25 protein-coding genes and 1 tRNA gene are annotated in these 24840 nt (G+C 37.6%); 10 read left to right on the top strand and 16 right to left on the bottom strand.

The window, feature by feature from the left end:
* The 8 genes from QZN27_RS05555 to cfbD all read right to left on the bottom strand — a co-directional run.
* Positions 1–359: DUF126 domain-containing protein (locus QZN27_RS05555; RefSeq protein ID WP_296784740.1), on the bottom strand; the 359-nt coding region annotated here is incomplete at its 3' end.
* A gap of 7 nt (positions 360–366) precedes the next feature.
* Complete coding sequence (locus tag QZN27_RS05560; RefSeq protein ID WP_296784743.1) at positions 367–1161, bottom strand: TM2 domain-containing protein; 795 nt, start codon at positions 1159–1161, stop codon at positions 367–369.
* Between the two features lies 1 nt (position 1162).
* Entirely contained in the window at positions 1163–2419 is a 1257-nt protein-coding gene (truD, locus tag QZN27_RS05565) for a tRNA pseudouridine(13) synthase TruD (protein WP_296784746.1), read from the bottom strand.
* Between the two features lie 21 nt (positions 2420–2440).
* A tRNA-Arg gene (locus QZN27_RS05570) sits at positions 2441–2514 on the bottom strand.
* Between the two features lie 99 nt (positions 2515–2613).
* Entirely contained in the window at positions 2614–3051 is a 438-nt protein-coding gene (locus tag QZN27_RS05575; protein WP_296784749.1) for a hypothetical protein, read from the bottom strand.
* 99 nt (positions 3052–3150) lie between these two features.
* On the bottom strand, positions 3151–4515 hold the full coding sequence (locus tag QZN27_RS05580; protein ID WP_296784752.1) for an AIR synthase-related protein: 1365 nt from the start codon (positions 4513–4515) through the stop codon (positions 3151–3153).
* A 3-nt stretch (positions 4516–4518) separates the two neighbouring features.
* Positions 4519–5115 carry an imidazole glycerol phosphate synthase subunit HisH gene (hisH, locus tag QZN27_RS05585; RefSeq protein WP_296784756.1) on the bottom strand — a complete coding sequence of 199 codons (597 nt, stop codon included), beginning with the start codon at positions 5113–5115 and terminating at the stop codon, positions 4519–4521.
* Positions 5112–6185 (bottom strand): Ni-sirohydrochlorin a,c-diamide reductive cyclase catalytic subunit, encoded by a 1074-nt coding sequence (cfbD, locus tag QZN27_RS05590; RefSeq protein WP_296784815.1) that lies wholly within the window; start codon positions 6183–6185, stop codon positions 5112–5114. Before cfbD ends, hisH begins: the two co-directional genes overlap by 4 nt.
* Before the next feature lie 90 nt (positions 6186–6275).
* On the opposite strand from cfbD, the gene QZN27_RS05595 reads away from it, so the two are divergent.
* The 3 genes from QZN27_RS05595 to QZN27_RS05605 all read left to right on the top strand — a co-directional run bounded on the left by QZN27_RS05595 (position 6276) and on the right by QZN27_RS05605 (position 8828).
* A complete protein-coding gene (locus QZN27_RS05595) occupies positions 6276–6677 on the top strand; it encodes a C-GCAxxG-C-C family protein (RefSeq protein ID WP_296784759.1) in 402 nt (133 codons plus the stop codon).
* 12 nt (positions 6678–6689) lie between these two features.
* On the top strand, positions 6690–7640 hold the full coding sequence (locus QZN27_RS05600) for a hypothetical protein (RefSeq protein WP_296784763.1): 951 nt from the start codon (positions 6690–6692) through the stop codon (positions 7638–7640).
* Between the two features lie 177 nt (positions 7641–7817).
* Positions 7818–8828 carry a hypothetical protein gene (locus tag QZN27_RS05605; RefSeq protein WP_296784766.1) on the top strand — a complete coding sequence of 337 codons (1011 nt, stop codon included), beginning with the start codon at positions 7818–7820 and terminating at the stop codon, positions 8826–8828.
* Here the strand turns inward: QZN27_RS05605 and QZN27_RS05610 are convergent, their stop codons facing one another.
* Positions 8829–9842, bottom strand: a complete 1014-nt coding sequence (locus QZN27_RS05610) for an SLC13 family permease (protein WP_296784769.1) — start codon at positions 9840–9842, stop codon at positions 8829–8831.
* Positions 9843–9857: 15 nt separating this feature from the next.
* A complete protein-coding gene (locus QZN27_RS05615; protein ID WP_296784772.1) occupies positions 9858–10679 on the bottom strand; it encodes a TIGR04076 family protein in 822 nt (273 codons plus the stop codon).
* 331 nt (positions 10680–11010) lie between these two features.
* Between QZN27_RS05615 and QZN27_RS05620 the strand changes: the two genes are divergently transcribed.
* On the top strand, positions 11011–11157 hold the full coding sequence (locus tag QZN27_RS05620; protein ID WP_296784775.1) for a hypothetical protein: 147 nt from the start codon (positions 11011–11013) through the stop codon (positions 11155–11157).
* A gap of 143 nt (positions 11158–11300) precedes the next feature.
* On the opposite strand, the gene QZN27_RS05625 is transcribed toward QZN27_RS05620, so the two are convergent.
* Positions 11301–12491, bottom strand: a complete 1191-nt coding sequence (locus tag QZN27_RS05625; RefSeq protein ID WP_296784778.1) for a redox-regulated ATPase YchF — start codon at positions 12489–12491, stop codon at positions 11301–11303.
* Positions 12492–12554: 63 nt separating this feature from the next.
* Here QZN27_RS05625 and QZN27_RS05630 point away from each other — a divergent pair, with 63 nt between their 5' ends.
* Both QZN27_RS05630 and QZN27_RS05635 read left to right on the top strand, forming a co-directional pair.
* Positions 12555–13424, top strand: a complete 870-nt coding sequence (locus QZN27_RS05630; RefSeq protein ID WP_296784780.1) for a metallophosphoesterase — start codon at positions 12555–12557, stop codon at positions 13422–13424.
* A complete protein-coding gene (locus QZN27_RS05635) occupies positions 13421–15544 on the top strand; it encodes a phage holin family protein (RefSeq protein WP_296784783.1) in 2124 nt (707 codons plus the stop codon). Before QZN27_RS05630 ends, QZN27_RS05635 begins: the two co-directional genes overlap by 4 nt.
* Here QZN27_RS05635 and QZN27_RS05640 read toward each other — a convergent pair.
* Both QZN27_RS05640 and QZN27_RS05645 read right to left on the bottom strand, forming a co-directional pair.
* Positions 15533–16378 (bottom strand): hypothetical protein, encoded by an 846-nt coding sequence (locus QZN27_RS05640; RefSeq protein WP_296784786.1) that lies wholly within the window; start codon positions 16376–16378, stop codon positions 15533–15535. The genes QZN27_RS05635 and QZN27_RS05640 overlap by 12 nt on opposite strands.
* Positions 16371–17120, bottom strand: a complete 750-nt coding sequence (locus QZN27_RS05645; RefSeq protein WP_296784789.1) for a protein-ADP-ribose hydrolase — start codon at positions 17118–17120, stop codon at positions 16371–16373. The genes QZN27_RS05640 and QZN27_RS05645 overlap by 8 nt, the downstream gene beginning before the upstream one ends.
* A gap of 155 nt (positions 17121–17275) precedes the next feature.
* Here QZN27_RS05645 and QZN27_RS05650 point away from each other — a divergent pair, with 155 nt between their 5' ends.
* The 4 genes from QZN27_RS05650 to QZN27_RS05665 all read left to right on the top strand — a co-directional run bounded on the left by QZN27_RS05650 (position 17276) and on the right by QZN27_RS05665 (position 21863).
* The gene (locus QZN27_RS05650; RefSeq protein WP_296784793.1) at positions 17276–17659 is read left to right on the top strand and encodes a helix-turn-helix domain-containing protein; all 384 of its coding nucleotides are present in this window, start codon (positions 17276–17278) and stop codon (positions 17657–17659) included.
* A gap of 1 nt (position 17660) precedes the next feature.
* Positions 17661–18302 (top strand): cobalt-precorrin-7 (C(5))-methyltransferase, encoded by a 642-nt coding sequence (locus tag QZN27_RS05655; RefSeq protein ID WP_296784797.1) that lies wholly within the window; start codon positions 17661–17663, stop codon positions 18300–18302.
* 124 nt (positions 18303–18426) lie between these two features.
* Positions 18427–21387 (top strand): hypothetical protein, encoded by a 2961-nt coding sequence (locus QZN27_RS05660; protein WP_296784801.1) that lies wholly within the window; start codon positions 18427–18429, stop codon positions 21385–21387.
* A gap of 134 nt (positions 21388–21521) precedes the next feature.
* A complete protein-coding gene (locus tag QZN27_RS05665; RefSeq protein WP_296784804.1) occupies positions 21522–21863 on the top strand; it encodes a hypothetical protein in 342 nt (113 codons plus the stop codon).
* 29 nt (positions 21864–21892) lie between these two features.
* Here the strand turns inward: QZN27_RS05665 and QZN27_RS05670 are convergent, their stop codons facing one another.
* From QZN27_RS05670 to QZN27_RS05680, 3 genes are all read right to left on the bottom strand, one after another.
* A complete protein-coding gene (locus QZN27_RS05670) occupies positions 21893–22906 on the bottom strand; it encodes an ArsA family ATPase (protein ID WP_296784807.1) in 1014 nt (337 codons plus the stop codon).
* Between the two features lie 311 nt (positions 22907–23217).
* Positions 23218–23967, bottom strand: a complete 750-nt coding sequence (locus tag QZN27_RS05675) for a hypothetical protein (protein WP_296784810.1) — start codon at positions 23965–23967, stop codon at positions 23218–23220.
* Between the two features lie 390 nt (positions 23968–24357).
* Entirely contained in the window at positions 24358–24534 is a 177-nt protein-coding gene (locus QZN27_RS05680) for a hypothetical protein (protein WP_296784813.1), read from the bottom strand.
* Positions 24535–24840 lie beyond the last annotated feature (306 nt).

Here is a 24840-nt window from a genome sequence, read left to right on the forward strand (position 1 = left end):
TCAACCTCAACCAATGTTCCATTAGTCAAATCCTTGACCTCTTCAGGTGAGTCAACCATTGGAATATCGGACATGATGGCGCCGGTAGCTATAATAGGCTCTGCATTCAAGCAGATGATTGCCTTTGGAGCAGTGTTGTTTTTCATCATCTGAAAAATAACATATGATCCGACAGTGGAACCTTTTCCACCAGGAATGAACAGAACCTTATCTTTAATGATTTCTCCTTTTAATTCATGATTCGGGTCGATTATTTCACCATTTTCAGGATTTACCCCGCCTAAAAAACTGATAGGTTCTGATGAGACAATCAATTCCCCTTTACCTTTTCCTTTTGCAATATTTCTACATTTAATCATAAAATCACTATAATAATTTATCTTGGACTTCCTCACCACGATTTATCGCATTTGCTGATATGATTGTATCGACTAATGCCCAAATCCATATTACGAGACATAATAAAAATCCGATAAGAATCAGAATTAAAATTGCTGATATGACATAAGCAATTAAGAATATGGCTCCCTTATGGTCAAGGCCCAAATAGATCTGACCAAGACCCGGCAGGAATAAGCTTAAAATAACAGCTAAAAGAGTGCTCTTTTCAGTTGAATGAGAATTGGCTGTCTGTGTATTGGACCCCATCGCTTTTCCGCTTAAATCCTGTCCACAATCAGGACAGAATTTGTAATCGCCTACAAGCTTGTAGCCGCAATTAAAACAGAAGCTAACATTATCGGATGATTGGACAGTTGCCGGAAGTGATTCGGTTTCCTCTTGTTCAACTGATTCAGAAGAAACTTCATCTTCAATCTCTTCAACAGAATCAACATCTTCCACATCACCTGATTCAGAAGAAACTACATCCTCAATTGGAGACTCTTCAACTTCCTCCTCTTTTTCATCAACCTCTTCCTCAATTGGAGACTCTTCAGTTTCAGTCACATCAGTGGCATTAACTTCATCTTTACTTGAGATGTCTGCCCCGCATTCAGGACAGAAGCTGTACTCACCATCAAGTTCATGGCCACAATTAGAACAGAAACCAAATTTATCACTTGGCTCTGCAGGTGACTTAACATCTTTAATATATGCCCCACAATTCTTACAGAATTTTGATTCGGGGACATCCTTTCCACAATCTGGACAAATTACCATCTTATATCACATCCACTTTCATGATTTCTCTTAAAACAGCAGTAGCATATGAGCCCTTATTTATTGAGAATTCGCACAATACCCCATCGTCGGTGGCTTTGGCGGATGCATCCCAAACCTGGAATCTCATGGAACGCCTTAAACCATGACTGCCTAAACGTGGCATTTTTGGAACTTCAAAATCCTCTTTAGTAAGGCCATATCCTTTTAAAACATTCTCTTCCATCTCTCCAACAGCACCACCAGCATATGGAACCTTTGTACCGTATAACGGACAGGTGGGATTTACCTCAAAGTTGTCCATCAATTCCTGGTACTCTTCGGGAGTCTTGTCATAGACAATATGCTCTTCTGTGTCAATGATAATGTCTCCTTCCATGTATTTGTCAATTCCCATAGCTACACGGTTGCTTACGGCTTCATTAAATAAGTATGATTGATAAGCATGAACAAACATTCTCTGAAGTGGCTTTGGAAGTGCGTATAGGGCATTCTTATATGATTTGTCGGTCAATTCTCCTTTTTTGGAATCCTTAATCAACTCACGAATCATCATCTTTTCATATCTCATTCCCTTGCCCATAAGTTCCAAAGATTCCTCAAGATTGCCGTCATCATAAGCCTGTCTTGCCATCTGGTTTTCCTCATGCTCCTCTTCGGACGGGCCGCCTATATACCTGTCGACAGCCTTTTTGAGGTCATTTTCAATCAGTGCCTCTCCAACCAAATGGGTGTTTGTTCTAGGCTTTCCGAATCTCTGCCATCCGAAGTAATTAGGAACCCCTTTGGCTTCAAGCTCTTTTAGGACCTCATTTGCAATGTCAGCGGATTCCTGGAAATCATCCAAATCCTTAATCAATATTTTAAACTTGTTGCCTTTAAGCTGACCCATTCTAAGCTTTTTGCGGCCCCTTACAACCTTTAAAAAATCAGTCTTGTAAATGTCCAAGTCCTTTACCTGTTGCATCTGCTCTTCAGAATCCATATTGGCAATGCAGATCCACTGACGGGTCAAGGCCTTCTTGTCTTTCATTCCAGCAAATCCCATTCTTTTTCTTGAGATGTGCAAATCCCTTGAAATATCCAAAACAACGTCCAAAGTGGTTCTTCCCAGCTTTTCAATCCAAATGTAGATATTCGGACCTTCACCGGTTGGGATGACTTCTGGAATTTCTTCAACATAAAAATCTTCATATCGGTTTCTAATTGTTCCCCCAATTCCTTTTTGGGAAGTAACATAAATATTAGCATTTAACATAATAATCACGGAAATTATAAGTGCCCTGGCCGGGATTTGAACCCGGGGAATGGGATCCGCAGTCCCATGTGTTATCCAAACTACACCACCAGGGCTGGACAAAATAAGATAACAATTAATTATATAATTTTTATACTATTTAACTTTATTGTGCAAGAATTCTCCTGCTTCTACAAGCCGGAGAGGTTCAATAATTACCATACTGACAATGTATATGAATACTCGCCATATGTCCGTGCCGCCACATTAACATTGTCTGCTTTGCTATAGTCTCCATTAGATGCTAAAACTTTACCTTTCAAAACATTGTTCTCTCTAAACTGATAATTTTTAATGTTATACGAATTCAGCTTGCTTTTGGAAATCTTTGAAACCTCCCTTATGGATTCCTTTGAATTTTCATCTTCTTCCAGAATATTCGAAATTTTTCCCAGAAAACTTTGGTCATGAAAATCTATTTTGCCGCTCAACAGTTCCATTACGTCCTGTGCAGTTCGAATATCCTTGCTTTGGTATGAATAATCGGATGCAGGCATGGATATTGCTGCATTAACAACCAAAAATACCATTATAAGCAAAAATATTGCAAGAATTGCATCGATTATATAAAAAGATCCCTTGTTATCCAACATACCCTATAATTGGATGTTGAAATTTATAAAAAATTTTGAAGTGTGAAAGTGTGCTTTTGTGAAAAATCACATCATTGAAAAAAAATAGAAAAAAGGAGATTAGTTTCCCCTTACATATTCAATTACTTTATCCTTTTTAGCTATTGCGGCATCTGAAGCCTTTTGAACCTTTTCCTTCATCTCTTCAAAGTCTTCAGGGGTTGTATCTCCAACCAGTTTTTTGATTTTGGTATAAGCCGCTTCCCTGAACAATGGGACCAGTTTCTCATTTGAACCGTCTTCCTTGATTAGAATCGGTTCGCCGGAATTGTTGACCTCACCTATTTCGGATATTGCAACATCATATTTGCCTACTGCCTTTTTGATATCACCGACAATTTCCGGAGGCACAATGAGCATCAGTGAATCTGTTGAAACGCCTAACGGATCGATGTTTAATGTTTCAAGCATGTTTAAAACATTAGGAGCAACCATGTCCCTGATTTCCTTTTCATAAAACTCCAGACCTACGCCGGTAGTGTTTGATATTTCATGGGCATCTCCCCTAAGGCCACCGTTTGTCACATCGGTCATTGCATGGACATCCTTAACGAGGTCTGATTCGAAAAGCGCATGTGAAGCCTGGACGAAGTTCACGTTCATTGTATCCCATACGACATCGAAAAAGCCGTTGTACAGCGCAGTTGTTGTTATTGTTCCTCCTCCTGAACCTTCAGTCAAAAGGATTACATCGCCTTCGGTTGCGCCCTTTCTTGCTGTTGGAGGGTATGGTGAAACGCCGACGCTTCCAACTGCTGAAACGAACCTGTCACCTAAAACCATGTCTCCGCCGACACGCAGGGTTGAACCTGCAACAATCGGAACGTCAACCAGTTCTGAAACAGCTGCAACACCTGCAGTAAAGTCAAAAATCTTTGAAACATCCCCATCATCCGCAAGGTGGACATCGCTTAGGATAGCTACAGGATCTGCTCCCATTACACAAACATCTCTTAAGGTAGCTCTTGTAACATGAAAACCGCCTAAGAATGGATATTCACTTAATCTTGAGTGGATTCCGTCGACTGCTGTTGTAATATACACTTCATCGTTTGCAACCGGTGCTTTCACTACTCCCCCATCGTCCTGTTCTGATGGATTTACAAGTGAAGCTGTGTTTGTGGATGCTACGATTTCTGCGATTTTTCTGTGGACAAAAAAGTCTCCTGCTCCACGGGAACCTACTCCCATCTCGCCCATCAGCACGTCTGATGCATTGATGTCAACGATTTCCTTTAAAAATTCATCATCACTTTCATTTAATTTTAAGGTGGTTGAAACCTCATCAATCACCGCTTTTGCCATTTCAACTGAATTGTCCTGTGAAATGTTTTTATATTCTCTTATGCGTACCGCTAAAATATCCGCCAATTCATCATATGAGTAATCATCAATTCTAGCTCTTACAAATCCTTCAATATCCATATTTTATATCTCCAAGTTAGTGAAATTTTTTAAGATTTTCAATCCCGCTTTACTGCTTTTTTCCGGATGGAACTGTGTTGAGAACAGATTGTTATCGCTTAAGCTTGCTACAACACTGTTTCCATAATCACAAGTTCCCGCAATGATTTCATTATCATCGGGAATTACATGATAAGAATGAACAAAATAGAAATACTCTCCGTCAATTCCTTCAAGTATCGGTGAGTTGTTTGTGACCTTTAACTTATTCCAGCCCATGTGAGGTATTTTAACGCCTTCAGGCAATTTTTCAACATGTCCTTTAAACAAATTCAAACCTTCAACGCCCGGAGACTCTTCACTTGAGCCCATCAATACCTGCTGACCAAGACATATTCCTAAAAATGGCTTGTCAGCATTAACATGCTCATAAATAACATCCTTAAATGGTTCTAAATTCTCCATTGCACTTCCAAATGCTCCAACGCCCGGCAATACCAGATAGTCACTGTCAGCAATAATTTCCTTATCGTCAGTGATTTGATATTCGGCACCTATTTTCTTAAATCCGTTGGAAATGCTTTTCAGGTTTCCGCTTTTATAATCAATAATTGTTATCATTCGTCCAACCACCCAATAGCTGACCTAATCATTCCGCCAAAGTCTGAAAATACTATCTCATCAGTTCCTAAAGTTTTTGAGTGTGCATCAAGCTCTGCAACAACATGAGTATATCCTAAATTCCTTAAAGGCTCAACCAAACGTGGCCCATCAGTCACTGCAACGGACTCAATGTCAAAGTTCTCAATCGGAAATGCATGAGGAACACCGAATACGACTATCAAATCCAAATCCTTCTCCTTCAGGAATTCCGCAGCCTTGTCTGCAGTGATTGGATACTCATCAAGACCTCCTGTTATGAAGTCAGGCTCAATGTCCAGCTGATTTTTGATGTTTACCGCATGCTGCCTGATTCTTGGAAGGCCGATGTTCTCATCGAGATTTGCTACAAAGATAGGCCTGTTTTCCGGATTGATCTTTTCATAGTCAAAATTGACAATGTCTGCGAAAAGATAGGATGTTTCCTTCTTGACATTTAAAACAAAGGCAACCTTTTTTCCATCCTTCAGGGCTTTGACTACATTCTTTGCAACAGATTCCTTTGAATCTCCAAAGTTAGGTTTAATATATTTTCCCTGCGCCATTCCTCTAGTCTTTTCAACTTCAGTTGCCATCTCAAGCATTTCAATTTGCCTGTCTGACTCTTCACGTGGAATCACACCCGCTTCAACGGCGGCATCCAATGCCATGATTGCCCCAACGGTATTGTCACCTTCACCGGATCCACCATGGGATTCAACAGGAATGACTGTGCACGGCAAATCTGCAGTTGCAATGGCTTCCTTTAAATCCTCACCAATAATCATGCTTGCGCAGGTTCCGGCAATGCCCATAAGTTTTGGCTTGAATTCATCATAGGCTTCAGTCAGCGTATCAACCAATTTTTCACCGGCGCCTAATATGAAATCATTTTCAGACATTCCGGTGGTTACGACACGTACACCATCACCTTCTAAAAGCCTTGCTGTTCTAAAGCAACAGCCGGTAGGCCCATGCATGACAATAACATCAACGTTCATATCTCTCAATGTATAAAGAGTTGCTGCAATCGGACTTGGTCTTGGATGTATAATTTTTATCAACTCACAAATTTTTTAACAAATAATTATATAAAATTCTTAATTAATATAATTAATTAACAAATTCACGGAGATTGCATTATGAAACTTGACAAGGAAATACTGGAAGAAAAAATCAGAGAATACAGAACATTTTTAAGCTGTTCAGAATCAACCATGATGGGACTTTGTGAAACCGCAGAATATCCGATTTCACAGGATGACATGCGCAAACTGGCTTGCGGTTTTGCAGGAGGAATGGGAGGAACATTCGATGAAGGAACCTGCGGTGCGGTAACCGGTGCACTGATGGCAAATGGCCTTCTCAATGACGACATACCAACAATCAAAGACAACGCCAAGGAAATATTCAACACATTCAAAGAGGAATACGGCACTGTAATGTGTGGCAAAATAACAAATAACGGTGAGGACAAGTCCCCCTGCGTTGATTGCTGCGTTTTCATTGCCAACAAAGTTGCCGATTTAGTTGATGACAAATAAGAAAAGAGACACATGGTTTTCAAAAAGGAATTCGACAAGGAAAGAAATGAATACGAGGAACTGACCCACATTGAAGAGGGCATCACTAATTCGACACTTATTGAGATTGACGAATTATATGGAGCGGCAGATGCCTTAAGCATCAAATATGCCGATAAACATCATAAAAAGATTCGAAACATATCAATTATTGCTCCTCTAATTGTATTCTTCTTTCTTCTTTATGAAGCTGCCGCACAACACTGGCTCATCTTTGTGGTTACAGCATTAATCATACTGCTATACCTCGTTTATAGACAACCCGACAAAGAGGATGCACATGAAAAATACTTAGAATACAGAGTCCTTGCCGAAGCGCTTCGTATCCAATACTTTATTTCAAAAGCAGGGATCAAAAAGAAAGTTATTGATATTCTGCCATGGTTTACTGAAATACGAATTCCTTTAGTTAAAAATGTTCTTTCAGAACTGCCTACAATAGAAACAGACCAAAAGGAACCTATTTTAGACTGCTGGATTAGAGACCAAATGAAATATCACGACAATGCCCATAAAAGAGCATTGGAACAGCTTGAAAAAAATGAGCTTTACGAAAGAATTTCACTGATTGCAACCATCTTATTCTATGTAATAGCATTGATTTTTGAAATTTCAATGATACTTTACGCCCCTTTTGATGTAGAAACTGCACATTGGGTTCGTGCAGGCCTAAAGATTGGAGTTGGAACCGCAACTGCAATCACCATATTCCTTTCAAACTACTATGGAAAGATGTCCCTATCAAGCAAAGTTGAAGAGCATCTGAGAATGTACTGGCTGTATCAAAAGGTGGAGCATAAGATCAAACAGACAAAAGAGGAAAATGAAGAGGAGATAATCTATCTTGCGGAACAGTGCCTGATTGAAAATGCAAGCTGGTATTCACATCAAAAGAAAAACACCCCTGATTTTGCTGTGGAATGATTTCACAAAAAAATCAGTCTTTAACCCTGAAAATTGATTAAAAATTTAAATTTATCCTCTTTTAGTTTCTTAAGCCAAATTTCCAATATTTTGCTACAACAATTAGCTTTTTTTGGCAAAAATATATATTAAGAATAATAAAACATTAAATATCCATTAGAAATTTTGTGAGTTACCATGCTTCAAAAAGAGATTTTTTTAAAAGACAAGGAAAACTGCAAAACTCCATTCACTCACATCGAAGGCAATATCACCAATCCTAAACTGAAAGAGATTGATGAAATGTATGGCGCCGCAGATGTGATGAGCATTGAAAATGCGAAGAATTATCAGCATTATCTCAAGTTACTCGCATTAGTTGGAACATTGATTGCCTTTTTCTTCCTCTTATACGATGAAGCTGAGCTACATTTGCTAATTTACATATGCATAGCACTCATTTTTATTTTGGCATATGCGAAAAAGGTGGCTGAAGACAACAAATACCACAAAAAATATGTTGAGTACCGTGTGCTTGCAGAAACCCTGAGAGTCCATTACTTCCTTTCAATCGCAGGCATCGAAAAATACACAAGCATCATTCTGCCATGGTTCATCAAGAAAGGTTCTCCATGGATTAACGAAATCCTATTGTCATTGGACACGAATATTGGTGAAAAGAAATCCATTCTGAATTGTTGGATTATCAATCAAAAGGAATACCATCAGGCCGCATGGATTAGATCAACCAACAATAAGGAAAAAAATGATAAAGTCGGCCGCATAGCTTTATGGATAACTCTGATTACCTACGCAATCGCAGCAATATTTGAATTTTACATGATTACAAGCGCTTCAGGAGAAATAAATATAGATATCCTCGGATTGATTTTAAAAACATTCCAGGATTGGGGAATAATGGTCGGGTATGAGCAAGTTGATATGATTCGTGCAATTTTAAAGATTGTGATTGGAAGCATGTCTGCAGGAACATTATTCATCAACAGTTACTATGGGAAAATGTCCCTTTCAAATGAAATCGAATCCCACAGAAGAATGGTCATGTTATATGAAAATGCCGAAAGGGAAATCATGGAACACGGCGAAAGTGACGAATTAATCATTTCCTTGGCACATGAGTTCCTAATTGAAAACAGCACCTGGTACAATTATCAAAGTAAAAACAAGATTGACATTACCCTGGAATAATCACATGAAAATGTAAACGCCCAAAAGGATTACCACCAGGATGACGTTCAGTACTGTGAAAATGGCCAAATATCTGATTTTGAATTCTCCATGCTCACGAACAAGAATCTTATATGAAATGAGATTCGCCATAGATGCAATCAAGGTTCCAAATCCTCCGATATTGATTCCAATGATGATAGCTTCGTAATTGCTACTGAAACCACTCAACAGCATTGCTGCCGGAACATTGGAAATCACCTGTGATGAAACAATACCTATTAAAACCTCATTGCCTACAATCCATCTGGTGAAAAGCGCATTGAAAAATGGAATGTTTTCGAGATTGCCAATCAAGACAAATAATGCAATGAATGTCAAAAGCAGGTAATAGTCGATGCCTTTAAAAACTCGTTTGAAGAAATTTTCCCGATTAACTTCGACTTCACTCAATTTTGGCAATATGATTTTATCATTTGGGACAAATAACGCCAATACCAATAAAAATACTACTGATACAATAACATAAGGTAGGAGCAGGAGGAAAAACGATTCAAATGGAATTTTGGATACCGTATACATCACGATATTGTGGGGCGCCCCGATAGGAAGCACCATACAGCCTACATTGGCCGCAATGGTCTGCATGGAAACTGTAAAAACAATTAAATCAAATCTGTCGAGTTTCTTTAAGGCCAATATGGCAAATGGCACAAATATTATCAAAGAAACATCATTGGTTATGAATATGGAACTGAAAAAGCATGTGAAAACCAAAAATAATACAAGTCCTCTTGTGTTTTTTACCTTAACCAATAATTTTCTAACGAGAATCTCAAAAATTGACAGATTCTTTAAAATCTCAACAATCAGCATTATAACAAACAGCAATACGATCGTATCCCAATTAATATAATTCAAATAATCAAGACTAGGTCTGACAAAAAAGCAAGAGATTATAGCTAAAATTAAAGATGTGAAGAATATTATCTCTTTTTTAAAAAAATCATAAAATTTAGATGAAAATTCGTTCATTATATCCCAGTGAGGCTAGTCTGCATCCTCTTCCATAGTTTCCAGAAGAAAGCTTACAGGCCGAAATCCATCATTGCATGATATCATTGCAGACTTTTTGTTTTTCATCCAACCATCATAGAAATCGCTGGCTCCATTTGCCAATGCCATTACAAATGGTGAAAGGCTTTCCCATGCACTGTCACAGAAATTATCGGGCTTAACCCATCCGTTTGCAATGAATACCTGACCTTCATCCACATCGCATTCATGTTCCAGCGGATTTTCATATTTCTCAATCAAATCGTCGTGCCTGACCTTTCTCATGACCCTATTATGGCCTTTAAGAGACTTCTTATGCTTCCAGCATCTGATTGCATCATCTAAAGATTTGCCTTCATTATCCTCAAAGAAATCCCTGATATACTGATTGTATTGGAATTGCTTGCCGATCTCTGTTTTTTGGTTAGAGCCTTGAATCTCATGGTATGCATCAACTGCATCCCTGTAGGTCTTGTCGGGATTCGCCTTAAGCCATTTTTGGAACCTGACCTTGAATTTGAAACCCTTGCCTATTTCATTTTCAAAAAATGCTCTTTTATCCTCGCTGCATTTGAAATTTTCACCCAGTCTTGAATCAAGAGTGATTTCAGATGATGAAGTGTTAGACTTTTGCCTCTCAACGGGTTCGTTTAACTCCTCACCGGTTGATAAATAATGGATTATCCTGTTTTCCAATTCCTGTTTGGATCCGCTTACCTTCAACCCTTCAGATCTGCAGAAGTCCTTCAGTTCCTCCTTTAAAAAATAATATTGTTTAAATTCATCTGAAGTTAAATTATTCGTTAATTTCACCATATGAATCAGTTTAATCTATATTAAAATAAAAATAGCATTAAAGTGAATAAGGATAAATTTGATTAACAAATTTTGACACATCCCCATTCAACAAGTATCTGATGGTTTGCCCTTTGGCAACCTAACATCAAATGATGTTAAATAACAATATGAACTTTTTAATATATATAATTTTCTTATTTTAATGAAAACAATACTCTACATAACTAAAATAATTTTATACGAATAAATCAATATTGATTAAAAAAAATAATTAATTTTAAATAGAATTACAGTGAAATAATGAATTCTAAAACACTAATAATAATAACAAGTATCTGATGGTGTTTTAATGGTATTGAAAAATGAATATTGTTTAAGACTCCTATTAAAATTGGAGGAATTGCCCTTGGCAATCGAAGAAATATTGCTTGCCGTCACATATTTTGCAATGGCAAGCTATTATCTATTGCTAGGCATTAACTTGCTAATGCATTAGCAATCTATGAGTAGATTGAAAGCCCAGTTTGGATTATCCAAAAATTTTTCTAATTCGATGAACTGACAATTCAAATGAAAATTAGCTTTTAATATGTGTTTTATAGCTTTTAATTTACACATAGAGAAAAAAGAAGAGGAATATTATCCTCTTGTCACTATACTTATAATATCGCCGTCTTTCAGCTCATAATCACTGGCCACGCGCATTTTGGATTTCGCATCAACCGCATGCATGAACTTGTCCCCGATATCTGTGTGGACAATGTAGGCCAGCTGCTTAGGTGTTGAGCCTTTAGGAACCAAAAATCCGTCAGGCAATACATTTCCCTTCTGGTCAGTGTATTTGTTTTCATCCTGAACCGGATATACGACAATCCTGTCAAGCAGTTCAAATACTGCATAATTCAGCGCATCCTGAACTCCTGTGCTTCCATAGACATCCAGTATGTTGGTTTGAATATACTCCAATCCTTTGCGTTGGGCTTCTGACAACTCTTCCGGCTTCAGGATTTCAAAGTGATCTTCACCAGACATATAACTGATCAGTCCACTTTCTGCAGCTTTAACCAATGCCAATTCAGAACCTGCTGAAGTTGGAATCACATTCGGATACTTTTCCTTGATTCTTTTGATGTTTTCAGCAGATGTAGGCAAATCGGCCTTGTTTGCAATAATCATCATAGGCTTTGCAATATGCAGGATATTGCGTGTAAGCTCGATTAAATCTTCCTCTTCCCATTTGTTGTAATCAGGTTCAATTGTCCTTTTGGCTTCAATGATGTCCTCGATGGCTATTCCTGTACCAGACAACTGATCATAGAGAACCTTTGAGATGTCGAGATGCTCCGCACCCACTTTTCTTATAAGCCTTACCCAATTCTTGGACAGTATTCCATACATCCACATGACAATCTCATTTTCCAGAAATTCCAAATCGTCCAACGGGTCATGGCTTCCTGCATCAACAGGATTTCCTTCAAGGTCGGTTGAGCCTGAAGCGTCAATTACATTGATAAATACCTTGGCCTGCATCAATTCATCTAAAAACTTGTTACCTAATCCTTTTCCTTCATGAGCTCCAGGAACAAGTCCTGCAACATCTATCATTTCAATCGGAAGCAATCTTTTTCCATCTATACATATTGAATTGTGAGGATTGCATGTAACGCCCAATTCCTTACATGGGCAATCCTTAATTACATGAGCAACAGCCTTGTTTGCATCAATTGTTGTGAATGGATAGTTTGCCATTTCCACCCCGGATGCTGTTGCTGAATTGAAAAAGGATGATTTTCCTACATTTGGTTTTCCACAAACTGCAATTTGAAGCATAATAATCACTTAATTATCTATGTTTTTAAAATTATAAATAGTTTCAGAATTAATTATTAATTAATGAAAGATGATGACATTGAAAAGCCACAGGCCATGAAAATAAGACAGGGCATTCAGGATGCGATGAACCAGACATTGCCGGATAAGGAGTTTAATCCCAAAAACATCGATTTGGTTGAAGTTGAGATTGAGTTGGATAATTTAGGTTGGAATTTTCATAACTACATGATTTTAAACATATCCGACATTCATCTGGGCCAATGGATTAATCCGGAGTATCTCGACGACCTGGTCGATTATGTGAATACCTTGAATTATGATTTGATAGTCCTGACAGGGGATTACTTTTCATACAATATAGAAAACTACGATAAGGCATTGGAAAAATCCCTTAAAAAGCTGAAATCCCCCGACGGCAAATTCGGAATACTGGGAAATCATGACCATTGGATGGATGCAGACAAAGTCAGAAAGATATTTGAGGCATCAGACATTTATGATTTGAGCAATGACAATGTAGTATTAAAGAAAGGTGAGGATAAGGTTAATTTGGCCGGCGTTGACTCATGTACCGTTTGTGCCGACGACTTGGATAAGGTATTGGCCAAACTGGAAGACAATTGTCCGACAATTCTTCTTGCCCATGAACCTGATTTCGCACGAGAGTCCTCACAGACCGGCAAAATCGATTTACAGATTTCAGGCCACTCCCATGGAGGCCAGTTCATCATTCCAAAATTTGAAACAACACCATTTAGAGGACCAAACTCCACAAAATACCCTGTTGGACTTTATAAGGTCGGGGATATGGTTCAGTATACAAGCAAAGGCCTTGGTACAAACTCATTTAGAATAAGAATTAATTGCAAACCTGAAATCACAATAATTACGCTTAAAAATAATAATAAGCGAATAATTCCGATAGAATGATAAAAAACAGATTAATTTCATCTCTTAGAACCATAATAACAACCTTGCTATATGTTATTGCAAACATTGCTGCAGTATATGCTGTAGACTACATCAGTGCAGACTTTACAATCGGCCCATGGTACAATGCAGTCCTTATCGTCATAATCGTTGCGATTGCAAACTCTCTTTTATGGCCGATATTCAGGCGCTTCATGATGAAAATAATCATCTTTACCTTTGGAATAGGGTCACTTTTCATTAACTCGATAATCTTTTATATCGCCTCCCTTTTCATTCCAGGAGTTTCGGCGGGAATCTATGGAGTCCTGCAGGTTCCTATTGTAATGGCAATCTTTACAACCTTCGTTACAAACATAACAAACACCAACTATTATGAAAGATACATCAAAAACATTTTCAGGTATGCCTCCAAACAGAAAACCTCATACAAGAAAATATATCCCGGACTGATTATGGTTGAAATAGATGGCCTGTCCATAAACACACTGAAAAAAGCCATCGGAAAGGGAGTGATGCCCAACATTGAAAGATGGATCGGGGAAAATACCCACACTCTGAAGGGATGGGAAACCGACCTGTCTTCACAAACCGGAGCAAGCCAGGCAGGAATACTCCATGGAAACAATACGGACATTGTAGCTTACAGATGGGTTGAAAAGGAAAATGACAACAAAATCATCGTTTCAGGAAAATTGAGTGATGCCCCACAAATTGAAAAGAAAATCAGCAATGGCGAAGGCCTTTTAGTAAATGGGATAAGCATCGCCAACATGTTTTCGGGAGACAGTGAAATCCAAACATTGACATCCTCAAAGCTGAACGGTTTGGCCAACATCTACAGCAAGACATTGAATGCCGTGTTTCTGGATGCCTATAATTTCCAAAGGCTATTTATTTTATTTTTATGGGATATTATCCTTGAGTTTTCCTCCCAATTTGTTCATAAGGTGAAAAACATAAAGCCACGCCTCAGAAGAACAATTGTCTATGCCGCCGTACGGGCAGGAGCTAACGTGGTGTTAAGGGAGGTCACAACAGATGTTTTGACAAGCGAAATATTGACTGGAAACATAGACAGCGCTTATGCAACATTCATGGGATATGATGAAATAGCCCATCACTCAGGAGCGGAGGACAGAGATGTGTGGAGCGCTCTAAAAAAAATAGACCAGCAATTTGCAAAGCTCACATCCGCTATCGAGATGAGCGACAGAGAATATAAGTTCGTTGTCCTTTCCGACCATGGCCAGTCCAAGGGAGCCACATTCAAGCAAAGATATGGAATGACTTTGGGAAATTACGTGCGCAGACTCCTTCCGGATGATTTGAAAATGTTTAAAATGGAATATAACATAGACCACTTCAGAGATGCAATCATTCCAGAAAACAAACAGATTAGAAACTTTAAGGAAAGGATGGGAGACATTAGAGGCGACCTATTCGGAGATTTTGAATCCCTGCAAAACATCAGGGAAGGAATTGAAAAGAGAAAACCTGCCATCATATTTGAAAATGAACAATATCAAAACCTAAGAAACAAATATACTAACAGTTTGGAATATATCAAAGGTCATGAAACCTCACAACAAAGCACAAAAAAGGAAAAGGATTCCGAACTGATCGTGTTAGGTTCAGGCAACCTGGGACTGATTTACCTAACCCAATGGAAACAGCGCCTAAGCTATGAGGAAATCGTGATGCTATTTCCCGATTTGATTCCAGGTCTTGTAAAGCATCCGGGAATCGGATTCCTCCTGGTCAATTCAATAGCCAATGGAGGAATGATAATTGGAGAAAACGGAATCTACTATCTGGAAAATGACGAAATCGTCGGCGAAAATCCTCTTGAAGGCTTCGGAAAAAATGCCGCAATGCATCTGAAAAGGCAAAATTCATTCAACAACATGCCTGATGTTTTGGTAAACAGCTTCTATGACAGCGAAAGCGACGAAGTATGTGCATTTGAAGAGCTGATAGGATCCCACGGAGGATTGGGAGGAAATCAGACAAAGCCGTTCATTTTATACCCGTCCGAATGGGGAGATCCTGGCGAGCTTGTTGGCTCAGAGTCAATTTATCATTTCCTAAAAGAAGAAATAAGGAATTTAAATTCTTGAAAGCCAGTAATCCAATATTTCCTCAACGTTTTCATCAAAACTTATTGTTTTATCCTTGTTTTCAGGGATTGCCTGCGGATAATCAAGATTCAATCTTATCAGTGTTGCATCTGAATTGCTGTATGTCATCTGCTCAAAGGGATAGCGGATGATTCCCGGAGTATTGAACCCTACACCAATTTCCAAAAATACGAATTTTCCATCAATGCCATCCAAGAAATCATAATATCTCCTATTCATCTCCCTCCAGGCATCGTCTTCAACAAAATAATTGTCCTTTCTCAGGTTAACATCCATCTCCTCTCCGCAAACAGGACAATATGGAACCAAATCAGATGGAATCCTGCAGTCATGTGTGTTCTCTAGACATTCCTGAACCAAATTCTCATTCGGATATAGCCTGTCATGACATGCCCTGCTGCATTGAAGCAGCCCATAATCTCCCTGGGTTGCAAATATCCTTTTATCCTCGAATCCGTTTATCCAAAACTGATGTTCAACATTGGTTGTCAGGACAAAATATTCCTTATCCTCAACCAGTTTCAGCAATTTCTGATAGACAGAGGTTTTTCCGACATCATACCTGTTTGCAAATATGTGCCTTGCCCAATATGCCCACTGCTCCTCGGGAGTTTCAAAGCGGTAGAATGATGACGTATACATGTCAGTAAAGCCATATTTTTCAATGAAATCATCGAAATACCTTTCATGCCTCTCACCACCATAATCTATTCCTGCGGCAGTAGAGAGCCCCGCACCGGCACCAATGATTATGTAATCCGCTTCATCAATAGCCTTTTTAGCCTTATCCAATCTTAATATAAATTTATCCATTGAAATACTCCTTATATATTAAATAATCCTCATCAGTGAATACATTGAAAATTACATGTTTCAATGTTGTTTCATTTGATTCTAAATATTCTGTAACAGTCCCTATTGCAATTTCACCCGCCAGTTCCTGTGGAAAGTTAAACACACCTGTTGAAATGCAGCAGAATGCAAGTGATTCCAGTTCATTTTCACTTGCAATCTCCAGACATGACAGATAACAGCTTTTCAGGTCTTCGCAGTCACTGTCTGTCGGCAGTGACCCGTAGGGAATCTGCGGTCCGACAATGTGAATAACATGCTTTGAAGGCAAGTTGTAGGCGCCTGTGATTTTTGCTTTTCCAACCGCCTCGTCATGGCCCTGCATTTGCATGATGTTGTTGCATTCCTCTCTAAGCTGAACACCCGCAGAGGAGTGAATCACATTGTCAATGCAGTTATGCTGCGGAATAAAGCATCCAAGCAATTTCGAATTTGCTGCATTGACGATACCATCAACCTTCAGTGTTGTTATGTCACCCTGCCACAGCATCATCCTGCCTTTAACCTCAGCGATGTCTTCCGGAGAAGTCAAAACCTTTCCTGAAGTTTCTGCAGTTAAGAATTCATCCTGAACCCTTAAGAACTCATCAGAAATTTCCAAAGGCATCCGTACATTCATCAATGCCCTGAGCAAATTTCTTTTGTCCAGAAAATCACTAGGAATGTCAATAGCTTCTCCCCTTTCATCAATCAAATAGTTCAATAGGAAATCCAGTTGTTCGGTTGCATTAATTTTAACCCCTCCTCATTTTTGTTAATTATTAGTATAATCAGCAGCATTTAAATGATTTTTGTAACCTCCAGGAAACCGGGTTACAAAAAAGTAACTTTAAATAGAAATTAAATCAACTTTTAATTATGAACACAGACAAAGTTGTTTGCCCGGTGGATAGGACTTTAAATCTGATTAACAAAAAATGGAGCGTTCAGATTATAAGGGACATGTTTTTTGGCAAAAAGCATTTCAAAGAATTCAAAGAGGACAAGCCCAAGTTATCCAATAAGGTATTATCCAATTGCCTTAAGGAACTGGAGGAAAACGGTCTGATTGAAAAAAAGGTTCTGAACACGACTCCAGTCACTACCGAGTACTATTTGACTGAATATGGCAAATCCATGAACAGGATAATCTATGAATTGGCCATGTTTACACTGCATGATGAAAACAACAACAGCTATTCTCTTGAAACTCGAGAATCCCTGAAAAATGATTTCAAAGAAAGATTAGGAATTGATGATTAAAATGACCGGTAAAATTTATATCATTGGAATTGGACCTGGTTCCAGCGAATACTTGACAAAAAAAGCAATCGATACAGTTGAAATGAGCGATTATACTGTTGGAAGCACCCGTGCGATTGACCTGTTTGATGACGCTCCAGGAAAAATTGCATTTAACGTGAAGGACCTTCTGGACAAGTTGGAGGAAGGAGTGAAACTGGCAGCAGATGGAAACACCGTGTCAATATTGTCAACCGGAGATCCGGGTTTTTCAGGCGTTTTGAATACTGTCCTACGGCTTTCGGATGAAAACAATTTTCCCGAAGAAAACATCGAAGTCATTCCGGGAATCAGCTCCCTTCAGCTTGCGGCTGCAGAATGCCACATTCAATGGGACAATGCCAATGTGATGACCTTCCACGGTCGTGAAAACATAGAGGACATCCTTCCCGTCATAAACAACGGAAAGACAACCATTGCACTGCCTTCAAGGAAAGTAAGGGACATGGCACAGTTCCTGCTTGACAACGGGGTTGAAGCGGACAGGAAAGTGACCGTCTGTGAACGCCTAAGCTATCCGGACGAGAGAATTGTCACCACAACCCTGGATGAAATCGCCGACAGCGAATTTACTTACATGTGTATAATTGTCATATATCCATAGGATTGCTCTTAAAAATTCATTATAAAAGCAATTTGCCATTTAATTTTAATATCAAAGTTTATATGTTCTAGATATCATACTTTAACCGTCAATTAGACAAAAAAATTGGCAAAAGGTAGATATCATGAACATTAAAATAAACACCATATGTTTCATTTTCCTGCTTTTTTTACTTGTTGGGGTTGCATCAGCAGCCGAAATGGATAATGAAACATTAAAACAAACAATCGAACAACCTGACGATGAGCTTTGCCGGATTGCTCCCGACAATCAGGGTGAACTTAGGGCAAACTCCAGAAATATTGAAAATCTTGAAGCTAGCGTGAATAAGGAAAAGCTGGAGGCAAGCAAAAAGGCATACTCAGCAATAATTACCGACAGCAAAATGAAAGTGAAGATAAATGCTCCGGACGTGAAGATGCACTATAAGGACGGAAGCAAGTTTAGCGTTACGCTTAAGAATGAACTGAATAAGGTAATGAAAAAATCCAAAGTGAAAATCACCATTGACGGAAAGACATATACAAAAACAACAGATTCGAAAGGAAAGGCATCGATAAACCTTAACCTGAAGAGCGGAAAATACACTGTAACAACCACCTTTGACGAAACGAAAAACTATCACAAAAAAAGCGTTAAAAGCACAGTGACAATCAAAAGCACAATAAAAGCGAGTGACTTTTCAAAATACTATAAAAATAAGGCATCATATAGTGCAACCTTTTATGACAAGAAAGGAAAGCTACTTAAGAACACCAATGTCAAATTCAAAGTGAACGGCAAAAGCCATAGCGTTAAAACCAGCAAGAAGGGCAAAGGAAAACTGGCAATAGATTTGAAGCCGGGAACATACAGCATTTCATCAATCAACTCAAAAACCTCCGAAACAATAACAAAAAAGATAACAATCAGGACAATCCTTGAAACAGCGGATCTGACAATGGACGAAAAGGACGGAAGCAAATTCACAGTCAAAGTGCTGAACAGCAACGGAAAGGTTTCACCCAATAAGAAAGTGACATTGAAAGTGAACGGCAAAACATACACTCCAAAAAGCGATTCGAAAGGTATTGCAGCACAGACAATAGATCTGCCGGCCGGAAAGTACAGCATTACAACCGAATATGAGGGGCTTGTACATACCAATCATATAACTGTAAATGCAGTAATGAAAACCGCATCCTTCAGCCACATTACCATGATTCCGGATTATGTCAATGTAACCGTGCCCTATGCTTTCCATAATTCCGCCTATACCATAAAAACAGGAAATGACGGAATAATAAAACTGCCTAAAAAGGATGTTTTTGCAATTCACATAAGTGAAACCAAACATTACCTGTTCTCCACAGCTCCGCAGCCGGGGATTGATGCAAATGTGATTGGCTATAAAACATATCTTGTGCCGTTTGACGGAAGCGGTCTCAAAAGCGATTACAACAGGGCCAATTTAAAGGGTGACGGAGTGCTGATTTCAAAGGCAAATGACCATACGCAAATTGAATTCAGAAGTACGACACAGTGCGATGCGGACCTCTTCGGGCTGACCATGGACAAGCATCGGGATGACATCGAAATCATCACATACCTGCAGAACGACTTGATAAAGGCAAGGATAATGCTTTTCACCGGCAGCTATGATGAGATAGGCCTCAGAAGCAATTTGGGAAAATTATATGAAAAGAACACCTATGAAATCAATTATAACAACTACGACCAGCTAACCGGAAACAATGCCAAAAGCATCAAATTTACAAATACAGGAGAAAGCGTTATATTGGACGATTCGAGAAACTCGATTATACCAAGCATATCAAGAGAGGACATCAAAACAAAATTGATTGTCAATGGCATTGAAGAGCTTGAAAAAAGTGAAAGCATAAGCTATGGCCGCAGCGATTTATATAACGTAATCAGAGGCTTTGAAGTGCTTCAATCATATGCCCTAATCAATGAGAAGGTGACATATTCCACCATGGACAAATGGTTAAAGGTGAATTCCGGATACCTTTCAAGAATCGGAATAATGAACGTATACGGCATGTTTCTGGCAGGCCTTGAAACAGCCTGGCTTGCGGATGAAGTGGCAGATCAGTATTCAAAGGAATTTAATGTAAAATGGAACCGGGAAAGGACAACAACAATAATGGGAGGAATCAATTTGGAGGATACATATCTGCATATTCTAAATGCGGACATGGGAATGAGGACAAGTGGAAGCGATGAGAACAGCACTTTATTCAGAACCATGAATTCGATTTATCTTCCAAACATCGAGGAATATGTTATTGATCCGATTGCCAAACAATTCTCAGGAAACAGCACAAATTCATTAGATGAACTTTTAATATCCCTTGAAAACAGAAAGTTCAGCATTGTTCAGATTGAGGACATATTTTATGTATTGTCTGAAGACGGCAGGAATTCAACAATCATGATTAATTCAACAAGTGGCATTGCAAATGTACTGTTATTGGACAATGGCTTTGCATACAAAGGTTCTGCCGTTGCAACGGCACAGGACTGCTGCAGCATCTGTTCATTGCCTACAAAAATCATTGATGGAATCCAACATACAATTGACACCTTTTTCTCAAATGGAAAAGGCATTGCAGATTTCATTAAAAACAAAGCAAATGTTTTAAGCTTTTTGGCATATAAAACTTTAATCATCACATCCGGCCTGGCGGGAGGAATAACCGTAAATGCCCTAACAGTAACTGCAGGTATCCTAGCCCCAATGATTGGAATTCATGATATGGCAAATTATGCAAAAAACAAACTGTTTGAGGATAAGAATGATTGGTATTATGCCTATGACTATGTTCCCCTCAGCAGGGACAGCCCTTTGCAGGGAAAAAAGATATTCAACATTCCAAAAAATGACGGGACAAACGACTATATTGAAGTGGGAATTAAACAGGATGGCTCATTAAATAGGGAAGATGCATACTACTTTACAAAGGGAAAATGCACCAAATTATCCAAATCAGAAACCTATAATTATTTTACAGAGGAAAAATGGACCGGATGCAGCATCCCGCGAAAATACCAGAAGTATCCTGCTCCAAATATATTCGGATAAGAGCGAAAGTTGAAAATCTTTTTGAATTGTGACAATAAAAAACACTAATTGGAATGTATAAAATATTTTACATTAAAAATTAAATCCGATACTGTTTCAATGTTTAAAAGAAAAATGATTTGTGATGTGATAAAATGGAAAAATATGAAATAATATTTTTTGCAATTGCAATAATGGCATATATAATATGTTCAATAACTTTAAAAATTTCAATATATGCCCACTTATTGTTCGGAGCGATATTGGCAATAATATTAATCCTTGCAGTGCTTTTAAAATTCAAACAAAAATACGAAAATGAGAAAATCAGCAAGATATTCAGGACCATATCAATAATTTTGATTATCTGTTATGTTGTATCCTTTATTTACGAGGCATTCTACTATAAACCATTATTTATTGATTCTCCAATATTTATATTCTTAATAGTGATTGTTGAGCTGATTAGTTGGGTTTTAAGAAAAAATAGTGATTAAAAGTTAAAATTTTTAACTTTTAATTTTTTTTATAATTGAATAGCTTCCTGAACGACTTCGTCGTTGTCCTCATCGTCATAGAGGATGTGTGCCAATTTCAATAGTTTTTCCTGACCTTTGACCTCATCCTTGAACAAAGGAACTTGAGCAACATGCTGGTCAGGGAATTTCTGGTCGATTAAGGCCAATCTTTTTTGCTGAAGCTTGTGTCTTGCATGGCAGAACTCACAGTCACAGATGTCAGGCATAACCTGATTTACAATGACGCTGTCGACGGTGATGTCATATTTGCCTAAAGCTTCAAGTGCCCTTTCGGATTCATAGATTGACATCTCTTCAGGAATGACGACCATCTTGAATGTTGTCCTGTCAGGATCGGACAATACCTCTTTTGCCTGGTCGATTTGCTCTTTTGTCCTTTTCAGGTCCTCTGATGTTTGAGGATCATCGACTTCATCCATGAAAGGCATGATTTTTCTCAGTGCACTTGTTGCTGAACCCAGTTTTGCCTTGAGCATCATCATCTTGCCCACCCAGGAATCCATTACTTCAGGGAAGGACAATAGCCTTAAAGTGTGTCCTGTAGGTGCAGTATCGAATACCACAACGTCAAACTCGTCTGAATTCATTACACCCATGAACATTTCAAATGCTGCTGCCTCATCGGCACCCGGAGAAGCTGATGCCAAATCCAGCTGGTCGGATAAAAAGTCCATTCCAAAGAGTCCTCCGTCATCATCAGGATTTGCTGCCTTTTGGGCTTCCAGTTGTGCCTGCTTTTGTTCCATTGCAACATCAGGATCAATTTCAACTGCGAATAAGTTGGTTTTGATTTCACATGGGTAACTGCCGATAGGAACTTCCAATGAATCAGATAATGAGTGTGCAGGGTCAGTTGATACAATCAATGTTTTTTTGCCCTGTTCGGCCAGCCATAATGCAGTGGCAGAGGATACTGAAGTCTTTCCGACTCCCCCTTTTCCACCTATGAAAATGAATGTTGTCTTGTCTTTGTTGAATTTGAAATAATCTCTAAATGCCAAAAAAATGACCTCCTTAATAAAGTTACTTTTAGTGTAGGTTTAAATTCCATATACTTACCATTCATATATTTTTGCCAAGCGAAATCATGAATAGTAAGATTTTATTAAACTTACATTTTGTTACTAAATGTTATTTTAATTTCTTATAGTATATAAAGTTAGTTATTTTAGCACTATTGCAATCATCAATTTCAATATTAACACTTTATTTTAAATAATTACCATAATTTATTGTTGAAATTACGAATACTATTTCTTAAATCCTTAAACCATGAAAATTAAGTTTGTTAAGAATAATTCATAGATAAATGTTAAATTATCATATTAAAAAGTAGTAATATCATCATTAAACATAATGAAATTAAAATAAATTTTTTCATACCTTCAATTCTTTTTAATTCAAATGGTAAAATCTTATTTGCAACATCTGGGGAAAGAACAAAGCATTCTAAAACTAATGCCAATACAACCGAAATTAAGTCAATATTCAAAAATGAACCTTTAACAAACATGTCTTTTAAAAAATTAGTTAAAGAGACACCCAAAGGCCCAGAACCTACAGTAATACCTAAAACCCAATGAAAAAGTGGATGATACCCATTACCATCATAAAATGAGTTGTTGTTTTCATTAGAGTATACATTTCTTCTTAAAAGCAGGAAAATTCCCGGAAAACATACTGCTAAAGAAAATGCAATGGCATTATATAATCCATATTTTAAAGCCGCACAAAAAAAGCCCCAAGATACCAAAAATGATGATACAAATAAAAATAGGATTAATCCTTGATTAGTGCCTTGCAATAAATCAGGAGAAAATAATTCAAATTTTTCATCAAAAAAGTCACGTTTATATATTAAAATAGTAAACATGATACTAACAATAGTAAACCCTGACATGCAGAGCATAAAATCAGATTTGAACAATAAATTTAATATTATTGAAATAACTACACTCAAACAGATGCATTCTATAAAAATGCCCAATGAATAAAATTTAAGTTCATCCTCATTCAAATACATCCATTTAGTCTTCATAATTTCATTTAAACTTTTGTCCATATTTTTATCCACCAAATTAACTAACAATTACAATATAATCAGATGCAGTTAGTTTATCTTAGTATGTGATGTTTTTAGTTGAAAAACTCGGGTTCTTAAAAAAAAATTCAAATTAATGTCCTATTGTAGAGAAAAATCTCTACAATATCCCGTATTAGACATTAATAATACATTTTTTGCGTCTTAATAGAGGTTTACTTAAAAGTAAATCTCTTGTATAATACTATTATTAAATAAAATATATAAACTTAACTAATTTTAAAAAATAGACAATTAAATAGTGGCTATCTCAAGGAAAAGGCCTCACGAAAACATTAGTTTTCAAAGCCCCTCATTGACTTGTTTATATTTAATTGCCATTTAGAAGGTGAAAATTTGAGTCGTTATCTCCTATATTTTATCAGAATCATTAGTGCCATAATATTCGGCCAATATGATCCAATGAGGAATATAATCAACCCCACTTTTTTCACCTCCATTCAGACGCATGAAAAGAACACCAGAATAGCCATACGGTGAAACTACTCTGATTAATAAATAAACAGTTAATATAATAAATATTCTCATGTTTATTCACCTCCTTTCAAAAATGTGTTATAGTTTGAGGCCTTTCAAGAGAACATATATGTGTTATAAATTATTTAAGGCTTGTTGAAGCCAATTGGTAAAATTGTAGTGAGAAAAACATCACATATAAAATTTACGATGCAAAAAGAATTGATAAAAATATAAAATTAAATTAAAATAGGATTAGGAAATGGAAAATATAATAATCTTTATTACAGATAATTAAAATATATTATCCTGTAAGTTGTCCACGGAAAAATGGTAAGTAATCGAAATTCCAATTACTAACTTTTAGTTACTAAATGT

This window comes from uncultured Methanobrevibacter sp. (assembly GCF_900316895.1).
Lineage (GTDB): Archaea > Methanobacteriota > Methanobacteria > Methanobacteriales > Methanobacteriaceae > Methanocatella.

Excerpts from the sequence above, each read along its gene's own strand:
- QZN27_RS05665 (WP_296784804.1), top strand. The coding sequence starts at position 21,522 with ATGGAAAAATATGAAATAATATTTTTTGCAATTGCAATAATGGCATAT.
- QZN27_RS05575 (WP_296784749.1), bottom strand. The coding sequence starts at position 3,051 with ATGTTGGATAACAAGGGATCTTTTTATATAATCGATGCAATTCTTGCA.
- QZN27_RS05660 (WP_296784801.1), top strand. The coding sequence starts at position 18,427 with ATGAACATTAAAATAAACACCATATGTTTCATTTTCCTGCTTTTTTTA.
- QZN27_RS05650 (WP_296784793.1), top strand. The coding sequence starts at position 17,276 with ATGAACACAGACAAAGTTGTTTGCCCGGTGGATAGGACTTTAAATCTG.
- QZN27_RS05600 (WP_296784763.1), top strand. The coding sequence starts at position 6,690 with ATGGTTTTCAAAAAGGAATTCGACAAGGAAAGAAATGAATACGAGGAA.
- truD (WP_296784746.1), bottom strand. The coding sequence starts at position 2,419 with ATGTTAAATGCTAATATTTATGTTACTTCCCAAAAAGGAATTGGGGGA.
- hisH (WP_296784756.1), bottom strand. The coding sequence starts at position 5,115 with ATGATAACAATTATTGATTATAAAAGCGGAAACCTGAAAAGCATTTCC.
- QZN27_RS05655 (WP_296784797.1), top strand. The coding sequence starts at position 17,661 with ATGACCGGTAAAATTTATATCATTGGAATTGGACCTGGTTCCAGCGAA.
- QZN27_RS05580 (WP_296784752.1), bottom strand. The coding sequence starts at position 4,515 with ATGGATATTGAAGGATTTGTAAGAGCTAGAATTGATGATTACTCATAT.
- QZN27_RS05675 (WP_296784810.1), bottom strand. The coding sequence starts at position 23,967 with ATGGACAAAAGTTTAAATGAAATTATGAAGACTAAATGGATGTATTTG.
- QZN27_RS05615 (WP_296784772.1), bottom strand. The coding sequence starts at position 10,679 with ATGGTGAAATTAACGAATAATTTAACTTCAGATGAATTTAAACAATAT.
- QZN27_RS05610 (WP_296784769.1), bottom strand. The coding sequence starts at position 9,842 with ATGAACGAATTTTCATCTAAATTTTATGATTTTTTTAAAAAAGAGATA.
- QZN27_RS05635 (WP_296784783.1), top strand. The coding sequence starts at position 13,421 with ATGATAAAAAACAGATTAATTTCATCTCTTAGAACCATAATAACAACC.
- QZN27_RS05680 (WP_296784813.1), bottom strand. The coding sequence starts at position 24,534 with ATGAGAATATTTATTATATTAACTGTTTATTTATTAATCAGAGTAGTT.
- QZN27_RS05605 (WP_296784766.1), top strand. The coding sequence starts at position 7,818 with ATGCTTCAAAAAGAGATTTTTTTAAAAGACAAGGAAAACTGCAAAACT.
- QZN27_RS05595 (WP_296784759.1), top strand. The coding sequence starts at position 6,276 with ATGAAACTTGACAAGGAAATACTGGAAGAAAAAATCAGAGAATACAGA.
- QZN27_RS05630 (WP_296784780.1), top strand. The coding sequence starts at position 12,555 with ATGAAAGATGATGACATTGAAAAGCCACAGGCCATGAAAATAAGACAG.
- QZN27_RS05560 (WP_296784743.1), bottom strand. The coding sequence starts at position 1,161 with ATGGTAATTTGTCCAGATTGTGGAAAGGATGTCCCCGAATCAAAATTC.
- QZN27_RS05625 (WP_296784778.1), bottom strand. The coding sequence starts at position 12,491 with ATGCTTCAAATTGCAGTTTGTGGAAAACCAAATGTAGGAAAATCATCC.
- QZN27_RS05620 (WP_296784775.1), top strand. The coding sequence starts at position 11,011 with ATGGTATTGAAAAATGAATATTGTTTAAGACTCCTATTAAAATTGGAG.
- QZN27_RS05640 (WP_296784786.1), bottom strand. The coding sequence starts at position 16,378 with ATGGATAAATTTATATTAAGATTGGATAAGGCTAAAAAGGCTATTGAT.